25 protein-coding genes, 1 tRNA gene and 1 pseudogene are annotated in these 26,408 nt (G+C 51.2%); 7 read left to right on the top strand and 20 right to left on the bottom strand.

The features are described 5' to 3' along the window. Window positions 1–81: 81 nt before the first annotated feature. The 3 genes and pseudogenes from JQN73_RS10655 to JQN73_RS10645 form a co-directional block, all read right to left on the bottom strand. On the bottom strand, window positions 82–381 hold the full coding sequence (locus JQN73_RS10655) for a PP0621 family protein (RefSeq protein WP_205322989.1): 300 nt from the start codon (window positions 379–381) through the stop codon (window positions 82–84). Continuing rightward, window positions 378–1,187 (bottom strand): inner membrane protein YpjD, encoded by an 810-nt coding sequence (locus tag JQN73_RS10650; protein ID WP_205322988.1) that lies wholly within the window; start codon window positions 1,185–1,187, stop codon window positions 378–380. Before JQN73_RS10650 ends, JQN73_RS10655 begins: the two co-directional genes overlap by 4 nt. Before the next feature lie 221 nt (window positions 1,188–1,408). Further along, a pseudogene (locus JQN73_RS10645) lies at window positions 1,409–2,185 on the bottom strand (NYN domain-containing protein); the annotation flags it as partial. Window positions 2,186–2,680: 495 nt separating this feature from the next. Here JQN73_RS10645 and ffh point away from each other — a divergent pair. Next, entirely contained in the window at window positions 2,681–4,048 is a 1,368-nt protein-coding gene (gene ffh, locus JQN73_RS10640) for a signal recognition particle protein (RefSeq protein ID WP_205322986.1), read from the top strand. A gap of 381 nt (window positions 4,049–4,429) precedes the next feature. Continuing rightward, the gene (locus JQN73_RS10635) at window positions 4,430–4,792 is read left to right on the top strand and encodes an SWIB/MDM2 domain-containing protein (protein ID WP_205322985.1); all 363 of its coding nucleotides are present in this window, start codon (window positions 4,430–4,432) and stop codon (window positions 4,790–4,792) included. A 183-nt stretch (window positions 4,793–4,975) separates the two neighbouring features. Here the strand turns inward: JQN73_RS10635 and JQN73_RS10630 are convergent, their stop codons facing one another. Next, window positions 4,976–5,587 (bottom strand): lytic transglycosylase domain-containing protein, encoded by a 612-nt coding sequence (locus JQN73_RS10630; protein ID WP_205323311.1) that lies wholly within the window; start codon window positions 5,585–5,587, stop codon window positions 4,976–4,978. A gap of 101 nt (window positions 5,588–5,688) precedes the next feature. Next, window positions 5,689–7,428, bottom strand: a complete 1,740-nt coding sequence (locus tag JQN73_RS10625) for a proline--tRNA ligase (RefSeq protein ID WP_205322984.1) — start codon at window positions 7,426–7,428, stop codon at window positions 5,689–5,691. 344 nt (window positions 7,429–7,772) lie between these two features. On the opposite strand from JQN73_RS10625, the gene JQN73_RS10620 reads away from it, so the two are divergent. Further along, a complete protein-coding gene (locus JQN73_RS10620) occupies window positions 7,773–8,396 on the top strand; it encodes an RNA pyrophosphohydrolase (protein WP_205322983.1) in 624 nt (207 codons plus the stop codon). Between the two features lie 8 nt (window positions 8,397–8,404). Then, window positions 8,405–8,974, top strand: coding sequence for a CNP1-like family protein (locus tag JQN73_RS10615; RefSeq protein ID WP_205322982.1), 570 nt, complete (start codon window positions 8,405–8,407; stop codon window positions 8,972–8,974). A gap of 118 nt (window positions 8,975–9,092) precedes the next feature. Here the strand turns inward: JQN73_RS10615 and proB are convergent, their stop codons facing one another. The 4 genes from proB to rplU all read right to left on the bottom strand — a co-directional run bounded on the left by proB (window position 9,093) and on the right by rplU (window position 12,680). Continuing rightward, complete coding sequence (gene proB, locus JQN73_RS10610; RefSeq protein WP_205322981.1) at window positions 9,093–10,211, bottom strand: glutamate 5-kinase; 1,119 nt, start codon at window positions 10,209–10,211, stop codon at window positions 9,093–9,095. A gap of 173 nt (window positions 10,212–10,384) precedes the next feature. Beyond that, a complete protein-coding gene (gene obgE, locus JQN73_RS10605; protein ID WP_205322980.1) occupies window positions 10,385–11,494 on the bottom strand; it encodes a GTPase ObgE in 1,110 nt (369 codons plus the stop codon). 486 nt (window positions 11,495–11,980) lie between these two features. Then, window positions 11,981–12,244, bottom strand: coding sequence for a 50S ribosomal protein L27 (gene rpmA, locus JQN73_RS10600; RefSeq protein ID WP_205322979.1), 264 nt, complete (start codon window positions 12,242–12,244; stop codon window positions 11,981–11,983). Between the two features lie 124 nt (window positions 12,245–12,368). After that, a complete protein-coding gene (gene rplU, locus JQN73_RS10595; protein ID WP_205322978.1) occupies window positions 12,369–12,680 on the bottom strand; it encodes a 50S ribosomal protein L21 in 312 nt (103 codons plus the stop codon). A 236-nt stretch (window positions 12,681–12,916) separates the two neighbouring features. Between rplU and grxD the strand changes: the two genes are divergently transcribed. Both grxD and JQN73_RS10585 read left to right on the top strand, forming a co-directional pair. Further along, on the top strand, window positions 12,917–13,228 hold the full coding sequence (gene grxD, locus JQN73_RS10590; RefSeq protein WP_205322977.1) for a Grx4 family monothiol glutaredoxin: 312 nt from the start codon (window positions 12,917–12,919) through the stop codon (window positions 13,226–13,228). Window positions 13,229–13,235: 7 nt separating this feature from the next. Then, entirely contained in the window at window positions 13,236–13,844 is a 609-nt protein-coding gene (locus JQN73_RS10585) for a UbiX family flavin prenyltransferase (protein ID WP_205322976.1), read from the top strand. Between the two features lie 62 nt (window positions 13,845–13,906). On the opposite strand, the gene JQN73_RS10580 is transcribed toward JQN73_RS10585, so the two are convergent. The 5 genes from JQN73_RS10580 to JQN73_RS10560 form a co-directional block, all read right to left on the bottom strand. Then, on the bottom strand, window positions 13,907–15,949 hold the full coding sequence (locus JQN73_RS10580; RefSeq protein WP_240162504.1) for a M61 family metallopeptidase: 2,043 nt from the start codon (window positions 15,947–15,949) through the stop codon (window positions 13,907–13,909). Beyond that, window positions 15,942–16,412 (bottom strand): DUF3429 domain-containing protein, encoded by a 471-nt coding sequence (locus JQN73_RS10575; RefSeq protein ID WP_205322975.1) that lies wholly within the window; start codon window positions 16,410–16,412, stop codon window positions 15,942–15,944. Before JQN73_RS10575 ends, JQN73_RS10580 begins: the two co-directional genes overlap by 8 nt. A 290-nt stretch (window positions 16,413–16,702) precedes the next feature. Beyond that, window positions 16,703–17,311 (bottom strand): NTP transferase domain-containing protein, encoded by a 609-nt coding sequence (locus JQN73_RS10570; protein ID WP_205322974.1) that lies wholly within the window; start codon window positions 17,309–17,311, stop codon window positions 16,703–16,705. A 14-nt stretch (window positions 17,312–17,325) separates the two neighbouring features. Continuing rightward, window positions 17,326–18,093: a DsbC family protein gene (locus JQN73_RS10565; protein WP_205322973.1), complete on the bottom strand. Its 768-nt coding sequence runs from the start codon at window positions 18,091–18,093 to the stop codon at window positions 17,326–17,328. An 11-nt stretch (window positions 18,094–18,104) separates the two neighbouring features. Next, window positions 18,105–19,463, bottom strand: a complete 1,359-nt coding sequence (locus JQN73_RS10560) for a UbiH/UbiF family hydroxylase (protein ID WP_205322972.1) — start codon at window positions 19,461–19,463, stop codon at window positions 18,105–18,107. A gap of 84 nt (window positions 19,464–19,547) precedes the next feature. Between JQN73_RS10560 and JQN73_RS10555 the strand changes: the two genes are divergently transcribed. Continuing rightward, a tRNA-Phe gene (locus JQN73_RS10555) sits at window positions 19,548–19,623 on the top strand. A 94-nt stretch (window positions 19,624–19,717) separates the two neighbouring features. Here the strand turns inward: JQN73_RS10555 and JQN73_RS10550 are convergent. The 6 genes from JQN73_RS10550 to JQN73_RS10525 form a co-directional block, all read right to left on the bottom strand. Further along, window positions 19,718–20,293, bottom strand: a complete 576-nt coding sequence (locus JQN73_RS10550; protein WP_205322971.1) for a GGDEF domain-containing protein — start codon at window positions 20,291–20,293, stop codon at window positions 19,718–19,720. 1,119 nt (window positions 20,294–21,412) lie between these two features. Continuing rightward, window positions 21,413–21,988, bottom strand: coding sequence for a YdcF family protein (locus JQN73_RS10545; protein WP_205322970.1), 576 nt, complete (start codon window positions 21,986–21,988; stop codon window positions 21,413–21,415). A 96-nt stretch (window positions 21,989–22,084) separates the two neighbouring features. Next, window positions 22,085–23,248 (bottom strand): glycosyltransferase family 4 protein, encoded by a 1,164-nt coding sequence (locus JQN73_RS10540; RefSeq protein WP_205322969.1) that lies wholly within the window; start codon window positions 23,246–23,248, stop codon window positions 22,085–22,087. 43 nt (window positions 23,249–23,291) lie between these two features. Then, window positions 23,292–24,416 (bottom strand): non-hydrolyzing UDP-N-acetylglucosamine 2-epimerase, encoded by a 1,125-nt coding sequence (wecB, locus tag JQN73_RS10535; protein WP_304607813.1) that lies wholly within the window; start codon window positions 24,414–24,416, stop codon window positions 23,292–23,294. After that, window positions 24,409–25,419, bottom strand: a complete 1,011-nt coding sequence (locus JQN73_RS10530; RefSeq protein ID WP_205322968.1) for a polysaccharide biosynthesis protein — start codon at window positions 25,417–25,419, stop codon at window positions 24,409–24,411. The genes wecB and JQN73_RS10530 overlap by 8 nt, the downstream gene beginning before the upstream one ends. A gap of 32 nt (window positions 25,420–25,451) precedes the next feature. Further along, window positions 25,452–26,324: an SDR family oxidoreductase gene (locus JQN73_RS10525; RefSeq protein WP_205322967.1), complete on the bottom strand. Its 873-nt coding sequence runs from the start codon at window positions 26,322–26,324 to the stop codon at window positions 25,452–25,454. Window positions 26,325–26,408 lie beyond the last annotated feature (84 nt).

Here is a 26,408-nt window from a genome sequence, read left to right as displayed (position 1 = left end):
CGCTATTTCCGTCACTATTCGGGACGCTTATTTCAAAACCCCAATCAAAAACTTACACGGCGGCGGCATCACCGCCGGTGATCATGGGGCGTGTAGACGCCGATGCTCTTCGCTGCAAAACACAGTGCCGGCGTAATCAGTCACGGCTTCGGAGGCAGGAAAATGTAGCCCACACTGTGCGCAAGCAACCATTTCCTCAACCGGCGGCGACGCACCCGACAAGGATGATGGACGGCCGCTCCCTGCCCCTCCGGCGCGGGTATCGCCCGCCCTGCCGGCACCGTCAGGCCCGGTTCCATCTTTATTGACGATATTCTTTTTGAGGCGCTGAAACCAGACAATAACCGCCAGCACAATCACTAACCAAATCACATATTTCATACCAAGATCCGATGCAATACAACTTCCAGGACAAAACGACTGCCAACATACGCCAGCAGTAAAACCGTAAACCCGATCAAGGTAAAACTAAGCGCCGTCCGACCACGCCAGCCTTGCCATTTACGCCCGGCTAATAACAAACCGAACAGCCCCCAGGACAACATCGTAAAAATGGTCTTGTGATCCCATTTAAAGGCGGTCCCGAATAACTCTTCGGAGAACACAACACCCGACAACACCGTCAAGGTTAATAGAATGAATCCGAACGCAATCAATCGAAACAGCAATTTTTCCATCGTCAACAATGCTGGCAGACGATCCAGAGCAGCGCCAAACCAGTTAATGTCCACGTTACCGGGCCGGGTATGCAGTCGAGACTCTTGCAACACCATCAAAACCGCATGGAAGGCCGCTATCGTCAACGTGCTATAGGCCAGAATGGAAATCACTATATGCCACAAAAATACGGGCGATTTGCCACTCAGGGACACCATATTTCCAGGGAAAAGCGCCGGCAATATGACCGCTACCGCGGCCGCAGGCAGCACCAGAACACGTAATCCATCGAGCGTATAGTTGCGGTTTTCAAGCCAATAGGCCGCGACTGAAACCCATAACGTTGCCGATAACATCATCGAAAAACCTACGCGTATTTCTTCCGGACCAATTACATCCGTCCATAATTCACCGCCATGCATCAGCCAGCCAATCGCAGCCACCGCAGAAATGGTCTTGCGCTGATTCGACGGTAACACCGCGCAACCAAGATATAAAAACGCTGTCAGTATGAATAGATAAGTTTGCATCGTATAAGTTTACAGTATGTCGCTGCAGTATGTGGCCGATTACTGGGCGCGTGTTAGCCAACTACTTAAAAGAATTCGACTGAGCCAGGATGCCTCTCCCATTCGGCATAATGCCGTCTCAGCCGCAACCCAGACTACGCTAACAACGCATCGAACAAATCAGAAACCAAGAGCAGCACCCTATAATGGTGACGGCTTAGTGCTTTTAAAGTTACCAACTACTTATTTTTACGCTTGTCACGGATGTATATTGCCGATTTACTATTTGCCAAAGTACGTTGCGTGACATCAAATAACTCCGTCGCTGCGACCAGGCCACTCAACTTGGCGTAGCCGTATTCACGCGCATCGAAATCGGGTGCCTGTTTGGCGATGTAGCTGCCAACCGAACCCAACTGCGCCCAACCATCCTCATCCGACACTGCCTCAACCCCGCTGCGTAACAACCGCAAAAGTCTCGTATCCTGACGCAGCTCGTTCGTGGCCCGATGAGATTTACCGTTCGTATCAGCCGTACCTTCTTGCTCGGCGACCTCGGATACGGCCAGCTCGGTTAACAGTTCGGTATAGATAAATTTATCGCACGCAGTCACGAACGGCTGTGGCGTCTTACGCTCTCCAAATCCATACACGGTTAACCCCTCCTCACGAATGCGAGAGGCTAAGCGCGTAAAGTCACTATCGCTTGAGACGATGCAAAACCCATCAAAACGACCGGTGTATAGCAAATCCATCGCGTCAATAATCATCGCGCTATCGGTCGCGTTCTTACCCTTGGTATAGCCAAACTGCTGAATCGGCTGGATCGAGTTACGCAACAGGCACTCTTTCCAGCTACCTAGTCGATTGTCGGTCCAATCGCCATAAATCCGCTTAACGCTCGCGACGCCGTATTTGGCAACCTCAGATAATAATCCATCGACAATTGCCGCGCTCGCGTTGTCTGCGTCGATCAAAACTGCCAAACGTGGCGCTTCAGAAACGGCGTTTCCTGTCATAACCACTCCTCAACTGTAAATAGACGAACAATGCGGAGAACAATACGAAGAATAATACGAAGAATAATTCAAAGAATTATATGAAGAATAATACCTTAAGCCCACGCTCGGATGAGGCGGCTCCCGTCTGCAGCTTACGCCACCGGATCAAATCTCGGAATTGCCGTTTCGAATGGTTACACACCGACAATGGGAGCAATTCAGCGTATTTAATATAACGCCAGATGGTGTTTTTAACGCCATAAATTCGTCGAAATTGGTGCCTTATGCAAAGGTTATCTTATTAACCTGCAAAATTCCCTCAAAAAAACCCCTAATCTGCCTGTCTGTGCGGTCTTCAAAGGGGTTTCGCATCCGGATCGGGTAAAATGACCAATTATTTTCAGTGCGCCGCGTCTGTCATCACCCGTGGTGAAATTGCATCCGCCAACACAGCGGACACAACGGACACAATAACGCATTGCCCATTCGCCCTCTTCTGAAAAACAGTCACCTATGTTAGACAATCTTACCCAGCGTCTCGCCAAAGTCGTCAAAACAATGCGCGGCGAAGCGCGCCTGACGGAAACTAATACCGCCGAAATGTTGCGCGAAGTGCGTTTGGCATTGCTAGAGGCCGACGTTGCCCTGCCTGCCGTACGTGAATTTATCGCCAATGTGAAACAAAAAGCATTGGGAGAAGACGTTATCGCTTCGCTGACACCGGGACAGGCTCTCGTCGGCGTGGTGCAACGCGAGTTGGCCTCGCTTATGGGCGCGGACCTTGGACCGGAAGCATCGCAACTGAATTTTGCCACACAGCCGCCAGCGATCATTTTGATGGCTGGCTTGCAAGGTGCAGGTAAAACCACCACCGTCGGTAAGCTGGCTAAATATTTGCGCGAGCAGAAGAAAAAGAAAGTTCTCACCGTTTCCACCGACGTTTATCGCCCAGCCGCGATTGGTCAGCTGAAAACCGTTACCGAACAGGTCGGCGCCGACTTTTTCCCGAGCCTGACAACTGATAAGCCAGTTGATATCGCGCTGGCCGCTCTCGACTTCGCAAAGCGTCATTATCATGATGTGCTAATTATCGACACCGCAGGACGTCTGGGTATCGATGAAGCGATGATGCTGGAAATTACTGCGGTGCATGCCGCGGTGAAACCGATTGAAACTTTGTTCGTCGTCGATGCAATGCTCGGCCAGGATGCGATCAACACCGCCAAAGCGTTTAGCGACGCGTTACCTCTGACCGGTATCGTGCTGACCAAACTGGATGGTGATGCGCGAGGTGGCGCCGCACTTTCGGTGCGGCATATTACTGGCAAGCCGATTAAGTTTGCCGGCGTCGGCGAAAAGCTCGATGGTCTTGAAGCGTTTGATCCAACCCGCATGGCCAACCGCATTCTCGGTATGGGCGATATCCTGGCACTGGTGGAGCAAGCTCAAAAGGGTGTTGACGTTGCCGCTGCGCAGGACCTTGCCCAAAAAATCAAAGGTGGCGGAAAATTCGATCTTAACGACTTCAAGATGCAGCTCGCCCAAATGAAGAATTTGGGTGGTATGTCGAGTCTGTTAGATAAATTACCAGCCCATCTGCAGCAAGCTGCGGCGGGTGCAAATACTGGCCAGGCCGAGAAATCGGTGCGCCGTATGGAAGGCATGATCAACTCAATGACAGCACAGGAACGTGCAAAACCGGAACTAATCAAAGCCTCGCGCAAGCGCCGCATCGCCACCGGTGCGGGCGTTCAGGTGCAGGAAGTCAACCGCATGCTGTCTCAATTTGATCAAATGCAGTCAATGATGAAAAAACTCAAAAGCGGCGGCATGATGAAGATGATGCGCAGCATGAAAGGCATGATGCCGGGCCTGAAGTGATCCTTGCCCATTTCATCAAGTTGCCAGCGTGCACACTGGCTTCCGGCCATTGCGCCACATCGATAAGCGCGATAAAGCCTTGATTGTTAAGGCTTTCGCGCATTTTCGACACTTTCAATAGCTGCATTAAAGGCGCCGCATCAACGAGATGCAGGAGGCCTTATTTAAGGCGGTTTTGTTATCACAGATACCATAAAATCGAGTGGTATTTAGTTCCCCAAACTCCTATGAAAAGTTGATGTTTTTGGGTGCCTCTGACCAAGCCATAATAAATCCTGCAAAAGCCATAAAAAACACTTGCATCACCGCCAAAACCGCACCACTATGAGCGATGCGTGATTGACGCATTTTTCACACTCTCTTCGTCAAGGAGGCTCAAAGATGGCCACAGCAAAAAAACCAGTAGTTGCAGAAAAAAAACCTGCCGCTAAACCTGCAGTTAAAAAAGCAGCACCAGCAAAAGTAGCAGCCGCAGACAAGCCAGCACGTAAGCCAAACGCAGCGTTCATGAAGCCAATGAAACCATCTGCCGTTTTAGCTGCTGTAGTCGGCGCTGATCCGTTGCCGCGTACTGAAGTTACCAAGAAAGTTTGGGAATACATCAAGAAGCACAATCTGCAAAATCCAGAAAACAAGCGCAACATCGATGCTGATGAAAAGCTCAAAGCTGTCTTTGGCGGCAAAAAACAAGTGTCCATGTTCGAAATGACTAAACTCATTTCTGACCACTTGAGCAATGCTTAAGGTATAGCAGTTACAAAATACCTTGAGTGCCAAACAAAAACGCCCGCATTGCGCGGGTTTTTTTGTTTCTACCTTCTGGCTAACACAGTGTGATGACGCAGACAGTACGCTAGTACCGGTCGCCATAAGCCCGGCGGCAAGGCAATCACAACACCGCTAGTTCTTCAGAGTGCTACTGAACCGCTACTGGACCGCTACTGTGGTGCTCAGCGGAACCTGGCTATATTCCCAGCGCTTCCAGGCGGCCTGAACCGCATTGGGATACTCCGGACGGCCACGGCTACCGTTATACCGGCCCAAGGCCAAATAAAGATTGCCCTTTTCCATATCCAGATACATCCGCAAGATCGCACAACCATAGCGCAAGTTGGTCTGCATATTAAAAAGCTTGCTGCGATCGGCATCTCCGATCACTCGCGTCCAAAATGGCATCACCTGCATGTAACCCTGAGCGTTAACGCTGGACAGTGCGTACTTGCGAAATGCTGATTCGACCTGAATCAAGCCCAATACCATTGCAGGATCGAGACCCGCCCGCTTGGACTCATACCAGGTCGTTTCCAGAAATTCGGTCCGCATTTGCGCATCCGGAAATTTCTTTTTGAGACGTGTCGACATTTCGACCAGCCAAAACAAATATTGAATACGCTGATTGATGTCGGTGAACTGCGGTTTCGGCGGGCCGGCGTCGTTAATCGAACGCGACAAAGCCAACCGGACCGAATCCGCCATTGCCTCTTCTTTTTGATTGCCGGCATGCGCCGCACTGCTCAAAAAGAGCAGTGCAAGCGACATCCACCGAACCATACGACCAATCAAGCGCAAGTGAACTCCTGGAAAGTAACCTTTTAGTATTTCCGCGGAAACACTGCATTCTCGACTAGACGCTTAAACGATCAGGCAGTCAAGCGCGCTTTCACAAAATTCACTATCTCCGCAACCGGTACATTGGTGGCCTCAGTCTCGCGGCGTCCCTGATATTCCAGTTGCCCTTCTTTTAAGCCACGGTCGCCCACCACCACACGATGCGGAACGCCGATCAACTCCCAATCGGCAAACATGGCACCGGGACGCTCGCCGCGATCATCGAGGATCACGTCGACCCCAGCCGCAAGCAGTGCCTCATACAATTTGTCGGTTTCGGCTTTTACTGCTTCGCTACGATCATAGCCCATGGGGCAGAGAACAACCTCAAATGGTGCGATGGCGAGTGGCCAGATGATGCCTTTATCATCAAAGTTTTGCTCAATGGCGGCACCCAGAATGCGGGTAATACCGATGCCGTAGCATCCCATTTGCAGCGGCTGCGGCTTACCGTTTTCGTCCAGGAAGGTAGCATTCATGGCTTCAGAATAGGCGGTACCAAGCTGAAACACATGGCCGATTTCAATCCCACGCTGAATTTCCAATACGCCTTTACCGTCCGGCGACTGATCTCCGGCAACCACGTTACGGATATCAAACACCATCGGCTCTGGCAAATCGCGTCCCCAGTTAACACCCGTGAAATGGAAATCCACCTCATTAGCGCCGCAAACGAAATCATGCATGTTCGCGACAGTCCGATCAGCGACGACCATGACAGGCTTTTTGGTATTAATCGGCCCCAGATAGCCGGGTGGTGTACCGAACCAGTCAACGATTTCTTCTTCCGTCGAAAAGCGATAGCCAGCCAGGCCAGGAATTTTATTCGCCTTAATTTCGTTGAGCATATGATCGCCGCGCAACATCAGCAACCAGACCTGGCTCGATGCGGCCTCGGTCTTCGTCGCCGCTTTTTCAACGGTCAACACAATCGATTTGATGGTCGCGCTTAGCGGAATGTTCAATAATTCGGCAACCGCTTCACACTTGGCTTTTCCTGGTGTCGCTGTTTTTGTCAGCGCTTGCGTCGGTGCACCACGCGTTGCGTCAACTTGCAGCGCTTCGGCAGCTTCCATATTTGCAGCGTAATCAGACGTAGGACAATACACAATCGCATCTTCCCCGGTGGCTGCGATCACATGAAATTCATGCGAACCGGTACCGCCAATCGCACCGTTGTCGGCAGCGACAGGACGAAATTGCAGGCCAAAGCGATTAAAAATCCGAATATAAGCATCGTACATAATTTGATACGAATTTTTCAGACCATCCAGATCCCGGTCGAAGGAATACGCATCCTTCATCGTGAATTCACGACCGCGCATCAGGCCGAAACGCGGGCGACGTTCATCACGAAACTTGGTCTGGATATGATAAAAGTTCACCGGAAGCTTGCGATACGAGCGCAATTCAGTCCGGGCAATGTCGGTAATCACTTCTTCTGAGGTTGGCTGGATGATGAAGTCACGACCGTGCCGATCTTTAACCCGCATCAGCTCATCACCATATTTCTGCCACCGGCCAGTTTCTTGCCATAATTCCGCAGGTTGTACGATTGGCATCAATAGTTCGACCGCGCCAGAGCGATTCATCTCTTCGCGCACGATATTTTCGACTTTGCGGATAACCCGCAAGCCCATCGGCATATAGGTATAAATGCCAGAACCGAGACGTTTAATCATGCCGGCGCGCATCATTAATTTATGGCTGACGATTTCGGCGTCGGATGGTGCTTCTTTAAGAGTCGAGACAAAAAAACGGGAGGCACGCATAACGGTGAATTCTTTTTAAAAAGAGAGGGTTATAATCGACTCAATTTTAAAGGATTAGCTGGCTGATGCGCTCACTCATTGCACAATTGATTGATGTTCTGATCGGATTAACCTCTGATTCGGACCGGTTACATGTTGTTTAGACTAAATTTGGAACCATATCGCGCGTCGTGAAGACCCAGCACACGGAACGCAGCGGCCGAAATGGTGTTGACACCATAACGACGGCGAGCACCGCACAAGGCAACTTCGCGAGGCGTAACAGGTTCCGAAAGTACGCTATTCAACATGGTGGCAAGTTGGCATGAGGTCCGCCTGGTCGCAGAAAGTTTTGAGGTAACAGTATGCTGGACCGTGAAGGCTTCCGCCCTAACGTCGGCATTATCTTGCTTAACACCCAGAATGAAGTGTGGTGGGGCAAGCGTGTGCGCGAACATTCGTGGCAATTTCCACAAGGTGGCATTAAGTACGGTGAAACGCCGGAACAAGCCATGTTTCGCGAGCTTGAGGAAGAAATTGGCCTCAAGGCGGAGCATGTCAAAATTATCGGCCGCACCCGTGACTGGCTGCGCTATGAGGTGCCTGATCATTTCATCAAACGCGATATCCGCGGGCATTATCGCGGCCAGAAACAAATCTGGTTCCTGCTGAGGATGGTGGGACGCGATTGTGATGTTAACTTGCGCCTGACCGAACATCCTGAGTTTGACGCGTGGCGCTGGCATGATTACTGGGTGCCCCTGGAAGCCGTGATCGAATTCAAGCGCGATGTTTATCAACGTGCCTTGCAAGAATTATCACGTTTCCTGATGCGTCCAATGCAAGGCGCTGGCCGCCATTCGCGACCTTTGCTCTGTACGGAGGAGTCGACGGAGGGCTGCGTAGCCACAGAGCCCAGCGAGGGCGAAGAAATCAGCGAAGCGCAAAAACATTGCATTTCGGCTGAACCTAGTATCGATAAGGAGTAGGTTTTTATATGTTTTTTGACACCATGCACCAACCAAGATTGCGCACATTGTTTGCCGTTACAGCAATCCTGATCTCCGCTGCAGCGCACGTGCATGCGGCTCCGGGTTCAGGCCCAGGTCCAGGCTTTGACGACGATTTTGACGATGAAGTGAAGACCTGGCAAGAACTGGCTGTGCAGTTACCGCCCCAACCAGAAGCTGCAAATCTGGTGTCTTTCTATGTCAGTCCTACCGCGACCATGAAATTCGCGATTGACCTCAAGTCAATCACGGTCGGAACCGATGGCGTAGTACGTTACACGTTGGTCAGCACCAGCAGCGGTGGTGCGTCAAATGTCAGCTACGAGGGGATCCGCTGCCAGACAGCCGAAAAGAAATTATATGCTTTCGGGCATACGGACGGCAATTGGGCGCGTGCGCGTCTGAGCAAATGGCAACGCATCTCCGACGTCAACGGAAACCGACAACATGCGGCGTTATTCAAAGACTTTATGTGCCAGGACGGTGGTATCGCGGGCAAGGCGGTCGATATCCAGGCGCGCCTAAGGGATAATCGTCCATTAAAACCCGGCGGCTAAACGCTAAGCACCACAAGCCTGGCATGGACGCTCGCCGGTGACAGGTGGAATCAGAATTTCAGATTCAGTCTGATGGCTAAAAAAAACCGATATGCAGGCGATATCGGTTTTTTGTTTTTTACAACAAGACCATGTTGTCTCGATGAATCAATTCTGACTTTTCGACAAACCCCAAAATTGTAGCGATTTCCGACGATGGGTGGCGCATGATCCGCCTGGTTTCAGCGCTGGTGTAATTGCTGATACCGCGCGCAATCGCACGACCATCGCTGCTCACACAAGTTATCACATCGCCGCGGCCGAATTCTCCCAGCACGTCGGTGACGCCAATCGGCAGCAACGACTTACCCTCTTCCGTTAACTTTTGTACCGCACCCGCATCCAGCAAAACTTTCCCCGCTGTTTTCAGGTGATCAGCCATCCATTGTTTGCGCGCTTTTAGCTGGCCGGTCTGCGCATTCAACTGGGTACCAATCGCTTCACCAGCGGCAAGCCGCGTCAACACGTCGGTCTCACGACCCCATGCAATGACAGTGTGCGCACCAGACGTCGCTGCACGTTTGGCCGCCAGAATTTTGGTGAACATACCGCCCCGACCAATGCTTGAACCGGCATCGCCAGCCATGATTTCGAGCGCCGGATCACCCGCTTGCGCCTCATGCACAAACTTGGCATTCGGATCCTTACGCGGATCTGCGGTGAACAGGCCCTTTTGATCGGTCAGGATAATCAAGGCTTCCGCCTCAATTAAATTGGCCACCAGCGCACCTAGCGTATCGTTATCGCCGAACTTGATTTCGTCCGTGACCACCGTATCGTTCTCATTGATTATCGGAATAACGCCGAAACGCAACAGCGTAAATAGCGTGGAACGCGCATTCAGATAACGCTCTCGATCCGCCAGATCTGCATGGGTCAACAACACCTGCGCGGTATGCAGGTTATGCGCACGAAAACTGGTTTCGTATATTTGCGCCAGTCCCATTTGCCCCACCGCCGCACACGCCTGCAATTCATCGATGCTGGTCGGGCGTTTATCAAAACCCAAACGCTGCATACCTTCTGCAACGGCACCAGAGCTCACTAATACCACTTCTTTTCCCAACGCACGCAAAGCGGAAATTTGCTCCGCCCAGGTCGCGATTGCCGCGCTATCCAGTCCTTTGCCGTCATTAGTGACCAGCGACGATCCCACTTTGATAATGATACGTTTAGCTTTTTGAATGACGGAGTTCATATTTTTATCTGCCACAGCCGAAAGCACCTCAATTGGCGCTGATAATAAAAAACCGACATCGCCAGGGCAATAAGCACTAGTCATGTCGGTTGAACGAGCTCATACAGCACATTGATGCGGCTGAAATGGGAATAAAACTAAGCGGGAACCCAGCTTAGCTCAAGCTCCCCAAATTAATCAAGAATTTTAAAGCGCGGGTCGTCCGGATCGATCGACAGAATCCCTTGTGCTTCTTCGGTCATATGCGTTTCTTCAGCCCGATGCTCTTGCTGGCGTTTTTCCGCCAGATAAGCATAAATCTCGTTAACCAGTTCCGGGCAACCGGAATGATTCAGTGCCGAAATTTCGAAAACCGGACCTTTCCATCCGAAACGCTTAACGAAATCCTTGACGCGTTTTTTGCGTTCGTCTTCCGGTACCACGTCCAGTTTGTTAAGGACCAGCCAGCGTGGCTTGTCAAACAACGATTGATCGTATTTTTCCAACTCTTTGACGATAGCCTTGGCTTCTTTAACCGGATCAACCGTGGACTCGAACGGTGCCAGATCAACGATGTGGAGCAACAATCCTGTGCGCTGTAAGTGCTTCAGAAATTGAATGCCCAGCCCAGCACCATCTGCCGCGCCTTCAATTAACCCAGGGATATCCGCGATGACGAAACTTTTCTCGTGACTGACGCGAACCACGCCCAGATTAGGATGCAGCGTGGTAAACGGGTAATCGGCAATTTTCGGACGGGCGTTTGACACCGCCGTGATAAATGTCGACTTACCGGCATTCGGCTGACCCAGCAATCCGACGTCGGCGAGAACTTTTAGTTCTAAGCGCAAAATGCGGCGTTCGCCTTCTTTACCATCGCTTTTTTGGCGCGGTGCGCGATTGGTGGAGGTTTTGAAATGGATGTTACCCCAGCCGCCCTCGCCGCCTTTCGCTAACATGATCTCTTGACCATGCTCGGTCAGGTCAGCGATGCTTTCGCCTGTATCAACGTCTACAATCAGCGTACCAACCGGCATGCGCAGTTTGATATCGTCCGCGCCTTTGCCGTAGCAATCCGACCCACGGCCGTTTTCGCCGCGACCGGCACGATGCATTTTAGAAAAGCGGAAGTCAACCAAGGTGTTGACGTTACGGTCAGCTACAGCATAGATACTGCCGCCGATGCCGCCATCGCCGCCGTCTGGCCCACCAAAGGGACGAAATTTTTCGCGCAAAAAGCTCGCAACCCCATTGCCACCATCGCCGGCAATGACTTCGATTTTTGCTTCATCTATAAACTTCATTCGAAGGTCCTAATGAGATTGGATATTTTAATTCTGATTTGACTATTTTGTTTGCGACTTTAATTCTCGCAGCTATCCGAGCAGGCGACCGGCGTGAAGCATTGTCGAAGTCAGCACGAAACAAGGGCGACTTCATTGCAACATTAGTGCAATTATGACAACAATGCCTTACACATCCAGATCCATTTGCCGGCGTTGCAATGCATCACCAAAGTGATGGGAAAAGTCCAAACACCTAGCCTGCCTAAAACAGGCGTAATTCAAGTTTAGTACCAGCATAGCGCAGGCACAAACCCCATGTCGGAGCGCGCATCCGGAGAGGCAGCTACATCAACATTGTCCGTTAGCGTGGTAATCCTGCGATCTTCCGTGAACACCGCCTCGAATCCCACTCATTTCATGCGCTGAAAACTAAAAAGGCTCTACCTGCGGCAGAGCCTTTCGCGGCAAAGCTTGCGCTTCGCGCTTCTTTTTCAAGCAAATTGCTTAAGCTGCTGCAGCCACAACAGTGACATATTGGCGCTTTTCAGCACCTTTAATCACAAATTGTACTTTGCCTTGAATCAGTGCGAACAGGGTGTGATCCTTGCCCATGCCAACATTTTCGCCAGGATGCGTCTTAGTGCCGCGTTGACGAATAATGATGCCGCCGGCGTTGATCGCCTGGCCACCGTAGACCTTGACGCCGAGTCGTTTTGACTCTGAGTCACGGCCGTTGCGCGTAGTGCCGCCGCCTTTTTTATGTGCCATTTAAAACTCCTGATATTTGGTTAAGTCAATCGACGTAATCGATGAGGCTTCATTTAGCACCTGATGCCCTCGCAGATACTGCATTGCGTAATACCGGGGCGGTTCTAAACGAAGCCTGATGAAATTAAGCGTTGATCGAAACGATTTGAATTTCGGTGTAATTTTGACGATGGCCTTGATGCTTCTGATAATGCTTACGACGACGCATTTTGAAGATCTTGACTTTATCGTGGCGACCTTGCGCCAATACCTTAACCAACACCGTAGCACCTTCGACCAATGGCACCCCAACCTGCAGGGTATCGCCAGCGCCAACTGCAAGCACTTGATCAATAGTGAGTTCGGTGCCAATGTCTGCAGGTATCTGTTCTATTTTAAGTTTTTCGCCGGCAATAACTTTATATTGTTTGCCACCGGTTTTTATGACCGCGTACATATGAAACCTCATCGAAATAATTGAAGAACCAACAACAATTCATCCTTCCCGGTACGGCATAAAATGTCATCCGGAGTCGGGAGAACCTGAGATTATACATAGTCTTCGCTAAAGCGTCAAAAACTCTTGACAATTGCCTTAAGCACACGTTAATTGTGTCGCATTTCAGTCGCGTCAGCGGCACACGCCACTTTTTCATATAATGACTACATTCTGAACAATTTTAAGGTATCGCCATGAGCGAAGTACAAACGTGGATCAAAGAAACCGTGACACAAAACCCAGTGGTTTTGTTCATGAAAGGCACAGCACAATTTCCACAGTGCGGTTTTTCAGGCCGGGCTATTCAACTGCTGAAAGCCAACGGCGCGGAAAACATCGTGACGATTAATGTGCTGGAAGATCCCGCCGTGCGTCAAGGCATCAAGGACTATTCTAACTGGCCGACCGTCCCGCAGTTATATGTTAAAGGTGAATTTGTAGGCGGCTCCGACATCATGAACGAGATGCATGAGTCCGGCGAGCTGAAAACCCTGCTGGCGCCGTAAGCAGTCTGTGGTATCAGTCGCCCCCGAGGAATGTTCCGCGCCATCACGGCGATTAATCATCGCCATCACTGGCGCAACCGGTGTTGCCTACGGCGTGCGGCTGCTACAGTTTTTGCGCGAAGTACCCGAGATCGAGTCGCATTTATTGATCTCGGACGCGGGCGTACTGAATTTGCATCAAGAACTCGATATGCGTCGCAAAGAAGTAGAGGCATTGGCAGACGTGACATACAACGTGCGCGATGTCGGGGCCTCGATTGCGAGTGGATCGTTTCAGTCTGACGGCATGATCGTCGCGCCCTGCTCGATGAAAACCCTGGCAGCGGTGGCAAATGGACTGTCGGACAATTTGATAACGCGGGCCGCAGACGTTGTGCTAAAAGAGCGTCGTCGGCTCACGCTCATGGTACGGGAGACGCCATTCAATTTAGCGCACCTGCGCAATATGACCAGCGTTACCGAAATGGGCGGGATTATTTTTCCGCCCCTTCCGGGCTTTTATCATCGTCCCAAAACCATCAACGAGATGATCGACCACACTGTCGGTCGCGTGCTTGATTTATATGGCATTGCTCATACCCTGACGCCACGCTGGAGCGGTCTGAAGGCACATTAACGAATGTGCGAAAGCGCAGTTTGCCAATGTTTTTGCCCTCAAACCCGCCCACACATCAACCGTTAGCGCCCCGTTCTTCCGTCCAGCCACGCATTACGCGCCGCTAAAATGGCGACTGGCTTCAACTCTGCCTTAAGGTCCCATTGCGGCGTCGCATCAGCCAACAACCTGACCTGTAGCACCAACAATTCATCGCGCCGGAATACATGCAGCGTCACGGTATCGCCAACCCGATAGCGGGCCAGAAGAATATCCAGATTCGACGTCACACGAATACCATCGAGCGCCAGCAACATATCCCCGGCCGACAAACCGGCACGATGGGCCGTGCCACCTTCATAAACATTTGCCACTTTGCTTTCAGCACCGACGCGGTTAATGCGCGCGCCCAAACCCGGCTTTGCCGTTTTACGTGTGTCGGCAATCGTTACGCCTGCGGTAGCAAGCAACTTTGCTAACGGCAGATCTTCGGTACCGCGCACAAACCGATCAAAGAAACGTTTTAACTTCAGTCCGGTCACCGCATCGAATAAGGTTTCGACCGCCGCTTCCGTCACGCCTCTTCCCGCCATGTCGTTATTCGCAAAAAAATCACGGCCATAATGTTGCCACAACGCGCGCATGACATCATCCAGCGATTTCTTGTTTTTGGTTTCGCTGCGGATCATTAAATCCAGCGCCAGCGCGACCAGCGAGCCTTTCGTGTAGTAGCTGATGATCGCGTTTGGCGCGTTTTCATCCTGACGATAATATTTTACCCAGGCGTCGAAGCTTGACTCAGCCACGCTCTGCTTGCGACGTCCAGTTCCGAGCAGCACGCCATTAATCGTTTTAGTGACCATTTTCAAATATTGGGGCTGATCGATCAGACCACACCGGAACAACATCAAGTCATCGTAATAACTGGTAAAACCTTCGAACAGCCACAACAACGGTGTGTAATTTTCGACCTGTAAATCATAGGGTGCAAACGCCGCAGGCTTGATGCGCTTGATGTTCCATGTATGGAAATATTCATGACTGCAAAGACCCAAAAAGGTACGATAACCGTCACTGGTTTCAGGCTGCCCCTTCACCGGCAAATCTGCCCTGGCACAAATCAATGCGGTCGAGGCACGATGTTCAAGACCGCCATAACCGTCGCCCACTGCCAACGTTAAAAATACATACCGCGGCATCGGCGCTTGCCTGGCAAATTTGGTTCCTGCCGGCTCAAAGAAGGCGATCTGCGTTTCACAAATCTTTTTAAGATCCGCGCTCAAACGCGGCATGTCCAGATTTGGCACGTTGCCGGTAATGGCGATCTCATGCGGCACGCCATGCGCTTTGAATGTGGCCAGTTGAAATAAACCCATCTCCACAGGATGATCGATCAACTCATCGTAATTGGCCGCCGCATAAGTGCCGAAAGTGCCGCGCCGGGCCTTTAAAGTCGGTAACGCCGTAGCGATACGCCAATCCGCATATTCATCGCCTTGAGGACGCTGGATATCCACCACGTGCGAGATATTTTCTTGTCCCACGACCCGTAGAAATACGCTGGTACCGTTAAAAAAACCATGCGTCTGATCCAGATGTGCGGCACGAACGGACAAATCCCACGCGTACACCTGATAGTGCAATGTCAGCGGCCCGTCACAAGGTGCGGCTTGCCAGGAATGTTTATCGAGTTTTTTTAGCGCGATCGTTTGGCCGTTCGATTCACCACGGATTTGTACAACATGACGCGCAAATTCGCGGATCATGTAACTACCCGGAATCCACGCCGGTAGCGCCACAATTTGCCCCACAGCCGCAGGCGCATTGATCACTAACGTCACCGCAAATAAATGGGCGGCGGGGTCGGCCGCGATAATACTGTAATGCAGGCTGGCAGTGCGTAGAGCCGCCTCAGCCCTATCGCTACGAGACAAATGCTCGGTCAGCGACTGGGCCAACAACCTGGCACCGGACTTAGTGCTCGACTTAGTGCTCGACTTGGCGTTCAGCCTGGTACTTGCTTTCAACACCGTTTTGGTCCGCTTGACGCCCGACTTCGACATAGCCGATTTGGCGATGGATTTTGCCGTCGGTTTTGCAGAAGATTTTTGCGTAGATTTATGCACCGAGATTTCCTCTCACTCCGGCAGCAAGCATTGCCAACACCATAGCGCCGACCGCTGCACAAGTTAATCTATAACGTAATTCAATGAACCAGCCAGGCAAGCCATACCAGACGAACAAACGCTTGTCCACCTGATATGCCGCGATAAAGCCGAGAATCAACAAAGTATAACCATACGCGAAGAAGAGGGTCGAAAACCAGGCGATAGTAGTTGGCATGATGCCCCAAATTAACGCCCTTTTGGTGCGCTCCGCCGACAGGTCAGCGCGCAATACCATCGCGCCCCAATGAATTCCTCCGAGAAATGATAACGCGGCGACACCATACGCCATCTGACCGCGAATAAACTCGCCGAGCCAATCGGGGCTCACTACCCAACAACCCAGCGTCAACAGTACGAACGGGACCAGGCCCGTATAGCCAAGAACAATGATCAGGCGTTTATTTAAGAAATGTGGATTCATCGCGGGAGGTTGACTAGTTAGTGGAACACCGACACGGCATCAAGTGGGAGAGATTTTTCATTTAGCTAAATCAAACCTGAACGCCAGGCAAATTGAGAACGACGCCAGCATAGGGATTCGCACACAGATCGAATGCCAGGCAAGAGCCGATAGCAACTTGCAGATGTGATTTAGAAATGGGGTGAATCTTCCGATGGCGTGAAAGAACAATAGTCTACGGGGTTATCGCGTAACCAACATGCGCTTATTGGCCTGGTATGCGCGTTGACGATCAAACGGGTAATAACAGCTTACGAATGTGGTATATCGGCGACGGTATCTATGTCCTGCAGGACACCCCGATCATCCACGACCACCTCCGCCACAGGAAAATGCTGCAACAGAGCACGCGCGCCCTGATCGCCGCGTAGCGCCAATAACCGCGATAAATGGCGATGGCTGAAAGCCACCGGATTGCCGCGCCGCTGATTACACACGGGAACGGCAATATCAGCGCCCTGCTCCAGCGCCGTTTTTAACGCCAGAATCGTAGCAACCTGAACGAAGGGCATATCGGCCAACGCGATCACCCACCCCGCCGCTGTCGCCGTTTGCTGAAGACCGTACACGAGCGTCGCCGCCATGCCGTCATCCGCATTCGGGCAATGAAGCAGGGTACCGCCATATTTACCGTATTGAAGATGCGCGGCCATGTGCGCCGCTGCCGCAGCAGTATCAGCCCGGCATACGACGGCGCTTGGCAGTACCGTGGATAGATTCTTTGCAGCCGTTGCCAAAATCGATTCGCCACCGGGAAGAAGTTGGAGCAATTTGCTTTGCTTCCCGCTCGAATCGAAACGACGCCCGCGTCCGGCCGCCAGCAAGATACCGACTATTTGACCGGAGGCGGCAAGATCCATTCGGCCGTCAATCGTTATTTACTGGATGCGACCGGTGCCACCGACACGACCGAAGCGAACTTGTCTTCAAGCGCTTTCGCATCAATAAAGCCCGGAATACGTGAGCCATCGGCAAAGATAATGGTCGGCGTACCGCTCACCCCAAGCGCCTGCCCGAGCGCCAGCACTTTGTCGTTCGGTGTCGTTGCGCAGCTAGCCGCTGCTGTGGCGGGCAACTTTCCGTTCAACATCCAATCGTCCCATGCTTTGTCACGATTCGCACTGCACCAGACGTTTTTCGACTTCACTGCAGAGTCTGGGGCCAGAATATTGTACATAAAGGTATAGACGGTAACGTTGTCCACCTCTTGCAAGGTCTTGCGGAATTTCTTGCAATAACCGCAGTTTGGATCTTCGAATACCGCGATAACGCGCTTGCCGTTACCTTTTACTGACTTCATCGCCAGATCCAGCGGCAAATCCGAAAATTTCACCTTGCTGATTTCATCCATGCGCTCTTTGGTGTAATCCCTTGAGCTCTTGGCGTCGAGAATGCGCCCCACAAACATATATTTAGCGTTGGCGTCGGTGTAAAAAATGTCCTTCCCGACGCGCACTTCAAACATCCCCAAATACGGCGTTTTGGCAACAGCATCAACTTTGACGCCATCCCCCAAACGCGGCTCGATAAGCTTCTTGACCGCCGTTTCCTGCGCTGTTTCGGCCATCGCTGCCGTCGTCAACGAACCCAGCACCACTGCCAGCAACAATGGCTTCAAACGTTCCCAAATCCGTACTTGCATTACAACTCCCATCAATTTTTTTCAAATGTCCGACCAAACGCGTGACCCATCAGTCGCCGCTTTAAGACCGGCAGTCTGTCCAGCAAGTTCAATCCCACGTTTCTCACCATGCGCAGCGGCGCAATGTCCAGCCCGAACAACCGCTCCAGACCATCGGTCGCAAGTTGCATTAATAGAATCTCTTCTTTGCGCGAACGGGCGTATTTTGACAACACCGTCGCATCGCCACAATCACGCTGCGCACCGCGTTCACTTAGCGCCTTTATCAAGGCGCTAACATCGCCAAAACCCAAATTCATTCCTTGCCCGGCGAGCGGATGCACCACATGCGCCGCGTCCCCGATCAACGCAACCCGCGGCGCAACCAAAGCATGGCTGCGAATTAACGCCAGTGGAAAACTTTGTACACTCTCAGGTTGCAAGGGCGTCAATCGGCCGAGCTGATCGCCCGCCAACAAAGACAACCGCTGCGCCAGTTGCGACATGGACTCGCTGAGCAAGGTCGAAGCCAGGCTTTCTGGTGCTGACCATACCAATGACATCCGCTGACCGGGCAACGGCAACAACGCGACAATCCCTTCTTCGGCAGTGAACCATTGATGCGCAACGCCGTGATGCGGCAAAGCAACTTCAAAGTTAGCGACTATCGCCCGTTGATGATAAGAGCGGTAATCGATCCCGATATCGCATTGATGACGCACCCACGATTGCGCGCCATCAGCGCCCACTATCAATGCAGAAGTCAGCAACGTGCCGTCTTCCAGGGTCAACATAGCGTTATCACATCCGTCGGAATCAACGGTCATCTGCTGCGCGCGACCATGCACCACACGCACGTTATGCGCAAATTTCAACGCCGCATCCAGCGCCTGATTCAGATTGCGATCCTCAACAATCCACGCCAACGCGCCGGTCCGCGCACTAAAAGCATCGAAGGAAATACTCCCCGCATCCGCATCTGCCCCGCCTTTGACCAGCATGCTCTCCACTGGCGCAATCCGACTGGCATCAAGGGCATCCCATACTTTAAGGCCGGACAGCAGGCTACGAGCAACATGATTCAGCGCATAAACGCGGGGGTCCCAGGCGGTGGGATCGTTACCGATATCCTTTTCTGCACGTAGCGAGGGGATGGATGAGGCACCGGCTGGGCCGCCCACAGGTCCGCTCTGCGGGGCCGCGGAAGGTGGTGCCAATAAGGTGACAGTGAGCCCCGCCTGCGCCAATCCGAGCGCAGCCGTCTTACCAACCGCACCATTTCCGACAATGCAGATATCGCTGTGGACAACATTTTGCGAAGAAACACCGCGCGCGCCATAGGCCGCGGAAGCCGCTAAAACGCTCTTGGAAGGTAGTCTGGAATCATTCATGCAATCATTATAACGACTACCAAAATAAAATAATTACATAAGGGGTTTGCGAATTCAAAATGTCTTGCTATAATTCGGCTCCTTGGCCTGGTAGCTCAGTCGGTAGAGCAGAGGATTGAAAATCCTTGTGTCGGTGGTTCGATTCCGCCCCGGGCCACCAAGATATGTATCTTACGAAACGCCAACCTTCACCGGTTGGCGTTTTTGTTTGTGGAGTGAAAGCCCTCAGCTCCGATCTGCTCCACGCCAATTGCCTAATTTACTTCAATCCTATTGCGGCCGCGTTGCTTTGCCTGGTACAAACCCTGATCCGCCTTTTGGATCAGGACCGTCAACGATTCGTTGCCTGCAACTGAGTTGGTGGCAACGCCAATACTCACATGACATCTGGGAAGTTCTGGATTGAAGCTGATGCTGCTGCGTATTCGTTCGGCAATCAGTACAGCATCTGCAGCACCCGTTTCGGGAAGTACAGCGACAAACTCTTCGCCCCCGTAGCGAGCCAATAGGAACGGCTTGCGTAGCAGGCTTTGCGTACGTTCCGCGAAGTCTCGGATCACGGAGTCACCAACATGGTGTCCATAGTTGTCGTTAATCTCCTTGAAGTGGTCAAGGTCTAGCATCAGGACTGACAAAGATGCCCCACGACGCCGACATCCAGCAATCTCGCCTTCCCCGAACTCAAATAGCGCACGCCGCGTCAACACACCCGTCAAGCTATCGCGCATGGCCAGGTTCTCAAGCGTAAGGCGCAACTTCTCGAAGGTCATCAGGATGGCGCAAATTGGAATCAATACATCCGTGGACGAGAAGCCAACGGTGTAGGCCACCTGGACCATCTCCAAAGAGTCAACACCATCTCCGTTGGGCCATATGTACCCCACAATTGTACGGACGAGCATCAGACAGACAAGTGAGCTGACGATGCCCACAGTGAGCCGTCTTGCAAAAGTGTGCGGTTGCCGATAGATCACCCATGCAAGGTAAGCATAGAGCGATATGAGAAGTATTCGCGCAAAGAGTCGCCGGTGTATGAACGCTCCCTCGTAGCCGCTAAATAACCACATGGCGAACACGGAAACACCGAACAAAAGAGGCAGAAAGCGACGCGGTATTGGTCGTTCAAAAAATTGGCAGGTCCCCATTAGAAAAAGCCCCGATGTCATTATGAGGCAAACGTTCTGGGCTCCTATGGCAACGCTATCGGGGAAAGTGCTGCGCAGCCACAAGCGAGCCAACGTACCTAAACCGGCAACCAGCGTCGCGGCAGTCCAGCACCGAAATCCTTTGATGGATGTTGGGTAATTTTTCCCCAGGACGTACAGGATCACCCCCATGAGGCATGCCATCACCCCCGCGTAGGCGACCACCGTGGGGAGGTCAAAGTGAGGCATTTTGCAGTTTTTACCTTGTATTTGAGAATGCTGTTGGCGTTGACGCGGTCTTGTTTCAGGCTGCTAATCCTTACTGTCCCCTCCATCATCGAAGTCTCGCAGCGGATATCGCTTTGCAATGCAAACGGGGAAGGTAATGAATTTCTGCAGTCGGCGTCAAAGTTGCATCAGCGCCAACAATGCTTAAATGCCACTGTTAGTTATGGTATCAGCAATTGTTGGGCCTTGGTAATAGTTGAATCACAATTAAAAGCGGGGGAAATGTTAAGTTCGCAGGGTCGGGGCAAAGGAAAGCCGAACAAATTGGCTAATATTATGCGAATGACATCAAGGGCCATCTCCCGGCCCGCCCCGAATCAAGTATCACCAAACCGGACCATGAATATTCTTGGCGGCGTTGTGCCAGCATATTTCATCACTCGACGCGCGAAACATATTAGGCATAGCGTTCCCTCCCTGCCGACGCCCCGCTAATGATTTAACGGGACTGGCAAGCTGCCGGTTGATAATTGTCAACAAGTTGAACCTGGCACCGTTGAACGAAAAGAGAGTGTCTTAATGCATGAGGATGTAATATCCTAACTTCATCACTTCGTTGCGGATAAAATCAAAACTGGCCTGATTCGTCCACCACTCCCATGGCGCCCACCATGTGGGATCAGTCGCAACAAGGATGTAACTTTGATTTTCGTTAAAAAAAATTTTCCCCCATGAGTAAGCCAGTCTGAGCATATGGGGTGGGTCGCTAACGACCATCACTTTCTGCCAATTTTGGCGCTTCATTACCGCGAGCGTGCGTCGTGCTTCAAGCCAACTACTCGGAGACCGATCAACTAGAAAAATGTCCCTGCTGGGTACGCCTTCGCCAAGTAACCAGGTTCGCCGGGAATCTGAAATCCCGGGCGAATCACTATTCACCTGCTCCACTCCTGGCAAAATAAACTTTTTTGAATAACCGTCTTTGTATAAATTAAATGCGGTCGTTAAACGCTCTACACCCCCTCCTCCTAATATAACGATGGCGTCCGCGCTGCCGGGCTCGCTCGCTGGCGCCTGCAGTAGATAGGGTAGAAAGATTAACGCGCATATGAGCATCAGGAGGCAGAATACGATGACTATATATTTTTTCATAAAAGACAACTAAATTTCTGCGCACCTTTTAGATACCAATACACGAACTCGTCTTAAGCTTGATGACTGGAGTTGAAGATAACGTACAGATCAGGCTCAATCGGACGACTGTTTCAGGCCATTCACTATCCTTTTCACTGCGACCTCTGTGGAGAATAGGGTTGACGTCACGGCGTTACAACGAACAGCAAAATTCTCCTTTTCGGCAATCGCTGAAACGAGATCCTCTGCCAACCTTTTTAAGGTTTCAACTGAGTGATCCGTACAAACCCTTCCGACGTTTTCACGTGTGATGATATTATCCAGGTCATTTCCAGCATTGATGCTTGCCAGCACCGGTAGGCCCGCTTGCATATACGAAAGAAATTTGCCCGGAATATTGTGCGTTTTGTGTCGCGGGTCCAATGCTACGATTCCGATATGGCATTGTGCATACAGGCCACGGATCTCTATCGGGGCTATTTCATCATAAAGAACGACGTTAAGCAGTTTACGTTCTTCAAACTTTTTGCGTATGAGCTGAACATCACTACCTCTTCCCACAAAAAGAAAGCCTATGTCATTTCGATCGCGTAAACGCTCAACCAGATCTATCAGAATTCCCATGCCCTGCGCTACACCCATATTGCCCGCATAGACAAAAATGGTGCGACCAGCAATTACGCTATCTTTTACTGAAATGCTGCAACCAATATCCGAGGCATCGGAAAGCCAGTTTTGCAAAACTTCCGCGTCTCTTCCTGGCTTTGAAGCCCACGCGTCAAAATAAGCCATGTTTGCTTGCGTTTGTACGCCAATGGTATCTGCGGCTGCGTATTGATATCGCTCGATCATTTTAAAAAACCGATAAGGGAGGCCGCGACCCAGTAAGCCCATATCAACGGCCCACTCTGGAAAGATGTCCCGAACAATCAGGTAGCTGCGGCAGCCGCTTGCTTTTTTCAGCGCTTTAGCAATGGGCCCTAAAAAGATAGTCGGCGAGTACCACACCACGCCGTCCCAGGTTTGTTTCCCAAACGGACTCTTGCGCAAGCTACGCAACATCGCAAAGGGCATCAAAAACTCACCGATGGTTCGCCGAAGATAGCCGATGTCTTTCGTACGCGGCGCTTTGAGTCGCAGGACAGGCACCCCATCCATTGTTTCCAGAGACCATGGCAGCGTCAAATCAGAAGAAGGGATCATCATCATCGGACTATGCCCTTGTCTGAGCATCTCTTGTGCAAGATCCCGTAGTTGCACTGCTGCGGAAGAAGCCATTGGCGGATACGCGTCCGCGATCAGGACTATACGCACAGCAGACTCACTTGGACCAGACCGTACGGTTCACATAATCGACGTAACTCAGCACCACGCGTAACACCTGCTTGGATACCGCGCCGGCCTCATAGTCCTGCACTGGCTTCATTACGCGTCGAGTCTTGTCGTGCTGAGCGATGATGACGCGTACGGCGTCCAGAACACCCTCTTTCTTCAGCCCACTCATGATGAGCGTGCCCACATCCATGCCCTCCGGTCTTTCGTGCGCATTCCGGATCGTAATCGCAGGTAGATTCAGCAACGATGCTTCCTCGGTAATCGTGCCGCTATCAGACACGACGCACAAAGCTTCCATCTGCAATTTTATGTAGTCGCAAAATCCAAAAGGTTTTAAGAATTGGATCAGTGGGCTAAGCTCCCCCAGCTCCAGCGCATCCAGACGTTTTCTTGTGCGCGGATGTGTGGACACGATCACCGGATAATTATAGGTTTTAGCCAAAGCATTCAGTGTCTCAACCAGATCAAGCAAATTTTGTGGCGTATCTACGTTCTCTTCCCGATGCGCGCTCACGATAAAAAACTTGTTCGGCTCCAGCCCCGTCCGTTGCAACACGTCCGATATCTGGATCTTGGGCATGTAGTGTTCCAACACCTCGTTCATGTGCGAACCGGTCTTGATGATGGTCTCAGGACGAATGCCTTCAGCGATCAAATAGCCGCGAGCATGCTCGGTGAGAACGAGATTGATATCGCTCAAGTGGTCCAGTACTTTGCGGTTCAATTCTTCCGGAACGCGTTGATCAAAACAGCGGTTACCCGCCTCCATGTGAAACACCGGAATCTTCCGGCGTTTCGCCGCAAGGATCGATAAACATGAGTTGGTGTCGCCATACAGCATGATCGCATCGGGCTTTTCTTTTTCCATCACTTCATCGGACTTTTCAATCACGCGGGCGATCGTCTGCGCCGCATTTTCACCGACAGCCTCCAGAAAATAATCCGGCTTCCGAATATCCAGATCGTCAAAAAAAACCTGATTTAATTCGTAATCATAGTTTTGACCGGTATGCACCAATACGTGCCGGGTAAATCGGTCAAACTCGGCAATCACCCGGCTCATCTTTATTAACTCTGGGCGTGTTCCAACAATGGTCATGACCTTAAGCATCGACAGCCTCTCGCACGATGTCCAGCTGCATCAACACTTCCTTCACCTGAGAGACATTCAATCGGCGGGTATTGTGTGAGGTGTAATCGTCGATTGACGAAATGCCGATCTCACCTTCAACGAAGTATTTGTCATAATTCAAATCCCGCGAATCGGCAGGAATACGATAGTACTCGCCAAGATCGTCGGCACGGGCCATCTCTTCGCGAGACACTAGCGACTCATACAGTTTTTCACCATGGCGCGTACCGATAATCTTGATTTCATTTTCGCGACGCAATAGAGAATTCAAGGCTTCAGCCAATTCTCCGACCGTAGAAGCGGGCGCCTTTTGTACAAAAATGTCTCCAGGCTTTGCATGCTGAAAAGCGTAAAGAACAAGGTCCACCGACTCTTCCAGCGACATTAGAAAACGCGTCATATTCGGATCGGTAATAGTCAGCGCTTTACCACTTTTCAGCTGCTCTAAAAACAAAGGTATCACTGAGCCGCGCGATGCCATGACGTTCCCGTAACGCGTCGCGGACAGGACGGTTTTGCCGGGGTCACATAGACGCGACTTGGCCACCATTACTTTTTCCATCATCGCTTTTGAGATACCCATAGCGTTAATGGGATAAACCGCTTTGTCAGTGCTCAACACGACGCAGCGCTTTACTTCCTGGGCTATGGCAGCGCGCATGACGTTTTCCGCACCCAGCACATTTGTCTTGATGGCTTCTAACGGATAAAACTCACACGATGGGACCTGCTTCAGCGCCGCGGCATGAAATACGGAGTCAACGCCACGCATCGCATCATGGACGCTATCGTAATCACGCACATCGCCAATATAGAACTTGACCTTGTCGTTATTGAGCCTGATGCGCATGTCTTCCTGCTTCTTTTCATCTCGACTAAAAACCCGAATTTCGGCAAAATCCGAATCCAGAAATCGTTTCAGAACAGCGTTTCCAAATGATCCTGTGCCGCCGGTGATCAAAAGTGTTTTGTCTTTAAACATTTGGGAATTTTCCTTCAATTAATAATCACTATTTACTTAAATTTACGCATTTTATGCACAAGCTCAGGCCACTCCGGCGCCACGTAACCGGTTTTCGCACGGAAACGTTCGGAGGTAAGGGAACGGTCTATAACCAGCTTATCTTCAGGTGTAATCGTAATAACTTTTCCGTAAGCTTCTGCCACGAGATTTAGCAAATCGTATTTGGCAATCGGCTTTGCGGACACGTGAAAAAGCCCTCGCAACTCGGGGAGAGGAATGACAAAATCGCGTATCACTCGTGCCAGCTCAACCGTCGGTAAACCCGAAAAAACCGCACGTGTAAAACCCTTCACCGCTTCGTTCTGTGCAAGAAACCAGCCGATCAGTCCATGAGTACTATTAAGCTCATGACCTATAATCGATGTTCGCAGCGTCACGGCATGCGGATAATCCACCTCGCCAAGATATTTGCTGATGCCATAAAGATCTTTAGCGTCTGATGCGTCATCTTCGCTGTACATGCCACGAGAACCGGCAAAGACACAGTCCGTACTAATATGAATGAATCGCGCTCCCACCACATCGCATAAACGCGCTAATCGATGAGGAAGCAAAGAATTAATAGGAATCGCAATAAGCGGATCATCTGCTTCAGCTAACTGCTTCACCAGGCCGATACAATTAATCACTACGTTTGGACGGGCTTGTGCAAACAGTCCGGTCAAGCTGTCAAAATTTTCTACGTCTATTCCACGGAAAATGTCGTCGTGCAACTCAACGGGCATGTGACGTATTGCACTAGCCGAGCGAATTGAACCCAGTGCTTTAAAGCCTTCGCTCTGATTAAAGAATCGCAGAACAGCATTACCAAGCATGCCAGAAGCTCCTAACACCAGTACTCTAATTGGTTTTTCGCCAGTCATTTTTCCACCTATAAATCAATTTAAAACTTAGAATTTCGTTTGCTACCGACAGCTAAAAAGTTGTTAGAGCCGGACTAAATATCA

Source organism: Glaciimonas sp. PAMC28666, from assembly GCF_016917355.1.
Lineage (GTDB): Bacteria > Pseudomonadota > Gammaproteobacteria > Burkholderiales > Burkholderiaceae_D > Glaciimonas.
Note: the sequence above shows the minus strand (reverse complement) of the source record. Positions and strands in the feature narration are given on the sequence as shown.

Excerpts from the sequence above, each read along its gene's own strand:
- JQN73_RS10655 (WP_205322989.1), bottom strand. The coding sequence starts at position 381 with ATGAAATATGTGATTTGGTTAGTGATTGTGCTGGCGGTTATTGTCTGG.
- JQN73_RS10650 (WP_205322988.1), bottom strand. The coding sequence starts at position 1,187 with ATGCAAACTTATCTATTCATACTGACAGCGTTTTTATATCTTGGTTGC.
- ffh (WP_205322986.1), top strand. The coding sequence starts at position 2,681 with ATGTTAGACAATCTTACCCAGCGTCTCGCCAAAGTCGTCAAAACAATG.
- JQN73_RS10635 (WP_205322985.1), top strand. The coding sequence starts at position 4,430 with ATGGCCACAGCAAAAAAACCAGTAGTTGCAGAAAAAAAACCTGCCGCT.
- JQN73_RS10630 (WP_205323311.1), bottom strand. The coding sequence starts at position 5,587 with ATGTCGCTTGCACTGCTCTTTTTGAGCAGTGCGGCGCATGCCGGCAAT.
- JQN73_RS10625 (WP_205322984.1), bottom strand. The coding sequence starts at position 7,428 with ATGCGTGCCTCCCGTTTTTTTGTCTCGACTCTTAAAGAAGCACCATCC.
- JQN73_RS10620 (WP_205322983.1), top strand. The coding sequence starts at position 7,773 with ATGCTGGACCGTGAAGGCTTCCGCCCTAACGTCGGCATTATCTTGCTT.
- JQN73_RS10615 (WP_205322982.1), top strand. The coding sequence starts at position 8,405 with ATGTTTTTTGACACCATGCACCAACCAAGATTGCGCACATTGTTTGCC.
- proB (WP_205322981.1), bottom strand. The coding sequence starts at position 10,211 with ATGAACTCCGTCATTCAAAAAGCTAAACGTATCATTATCAAAGTGGGA.
- obgE (WP_205322980.1), bottom strand. The coding sequence starts at position 11,494 with ATGAAGTTTATAGATGAAGCAAAAATCGAAGTCATTGCCGGCGATGGT.
- rpmA (WP_205322979.1), bottom strand. The coding sequence starts at position 12,244 with ATGGCACATAAAAAAGGCGGCGGCACTACGCGCAACGGCCGTGACTCA.
- rplU (WP_205322978.1), bottom strand. The coding sequence starts at position 12,680 with ATGTACGCGGTCATAAAAACCGGTGGCAAACAATATAAAGTTATTGCC.
- grxD (WP_205322977.1), top strand. The coding sequence starts at position 12,917 with ATGAGCGAAGTACAAACGTGGATCAAAGAAACCGTGACACAAAACCCA.
- JQN73_RS10575 (WP_205322975.1), bottom strand. The coding sequence starts at position 16,412 with ATGAATCCACATTTCTTAAATAAACGCCTGATCATTGTTCTTGGCTAT.
- JQN73_RS10570 (WP_205322974.1), bottom strand. The coding sequence starts at position 17,311 with ATGGATCTTGCCGCCTCCGGTCAAATAGTCGGTATCTTGCTGGCGGCC.
- JQN73_RS10565 (WP_205322973.1), bottom strand. The coding sequence starts at position 18,093 with ATGCAAGTACGGATTTGGGAACGTTTGAAGCCATTGTTGCTGGCAGTG.
- JQN73_RS10560 (WP_205322972.1), bottom strand. The coding sequence starts at position 19,463 with ATGAATGATTCCAGACTACCTTCCAAGAGCGTTTTAGCGGCTTCCGCG.
- JQN73_RS10545 (WP_205322970.1), bottom strand. The coding sequence starts at position 21,988 with ATGAAAAAATATATAGTCATCGTATTCTGCCTCCTGATGCTCATATGC.
- JQN73_RS10540 (WP_205322969.1), bottom strand. The coding sequence starts at position 23,248 with ATGGCTTCTTCCGCAGCAGTGCAACTACGGGATCTTGCACAAGAGATG.
- wecB (WP_304607813.1), bottom strand. The coding sequence starts at position 24,416 with ATGCTTAAGGTCATGACCATTGTTGGAACACGCCCAGAGTTAATAAAG.
- JQN73_RS10530 (WP_205322968.1), bottom strand. The coding sequence starts at position 25,419 with ATGTTTAAAGACAAAACACTTTTGATCACCGGCGGCACAGGATCATTT.
- JQN73_RS10525 (WP_205322967.1), bottom strand. The coding sequence starts at position 26,324 with ATGACTGGCGAAAAACCAATTAGAGTACTGGTGTTAGGAGCTTCTGGC.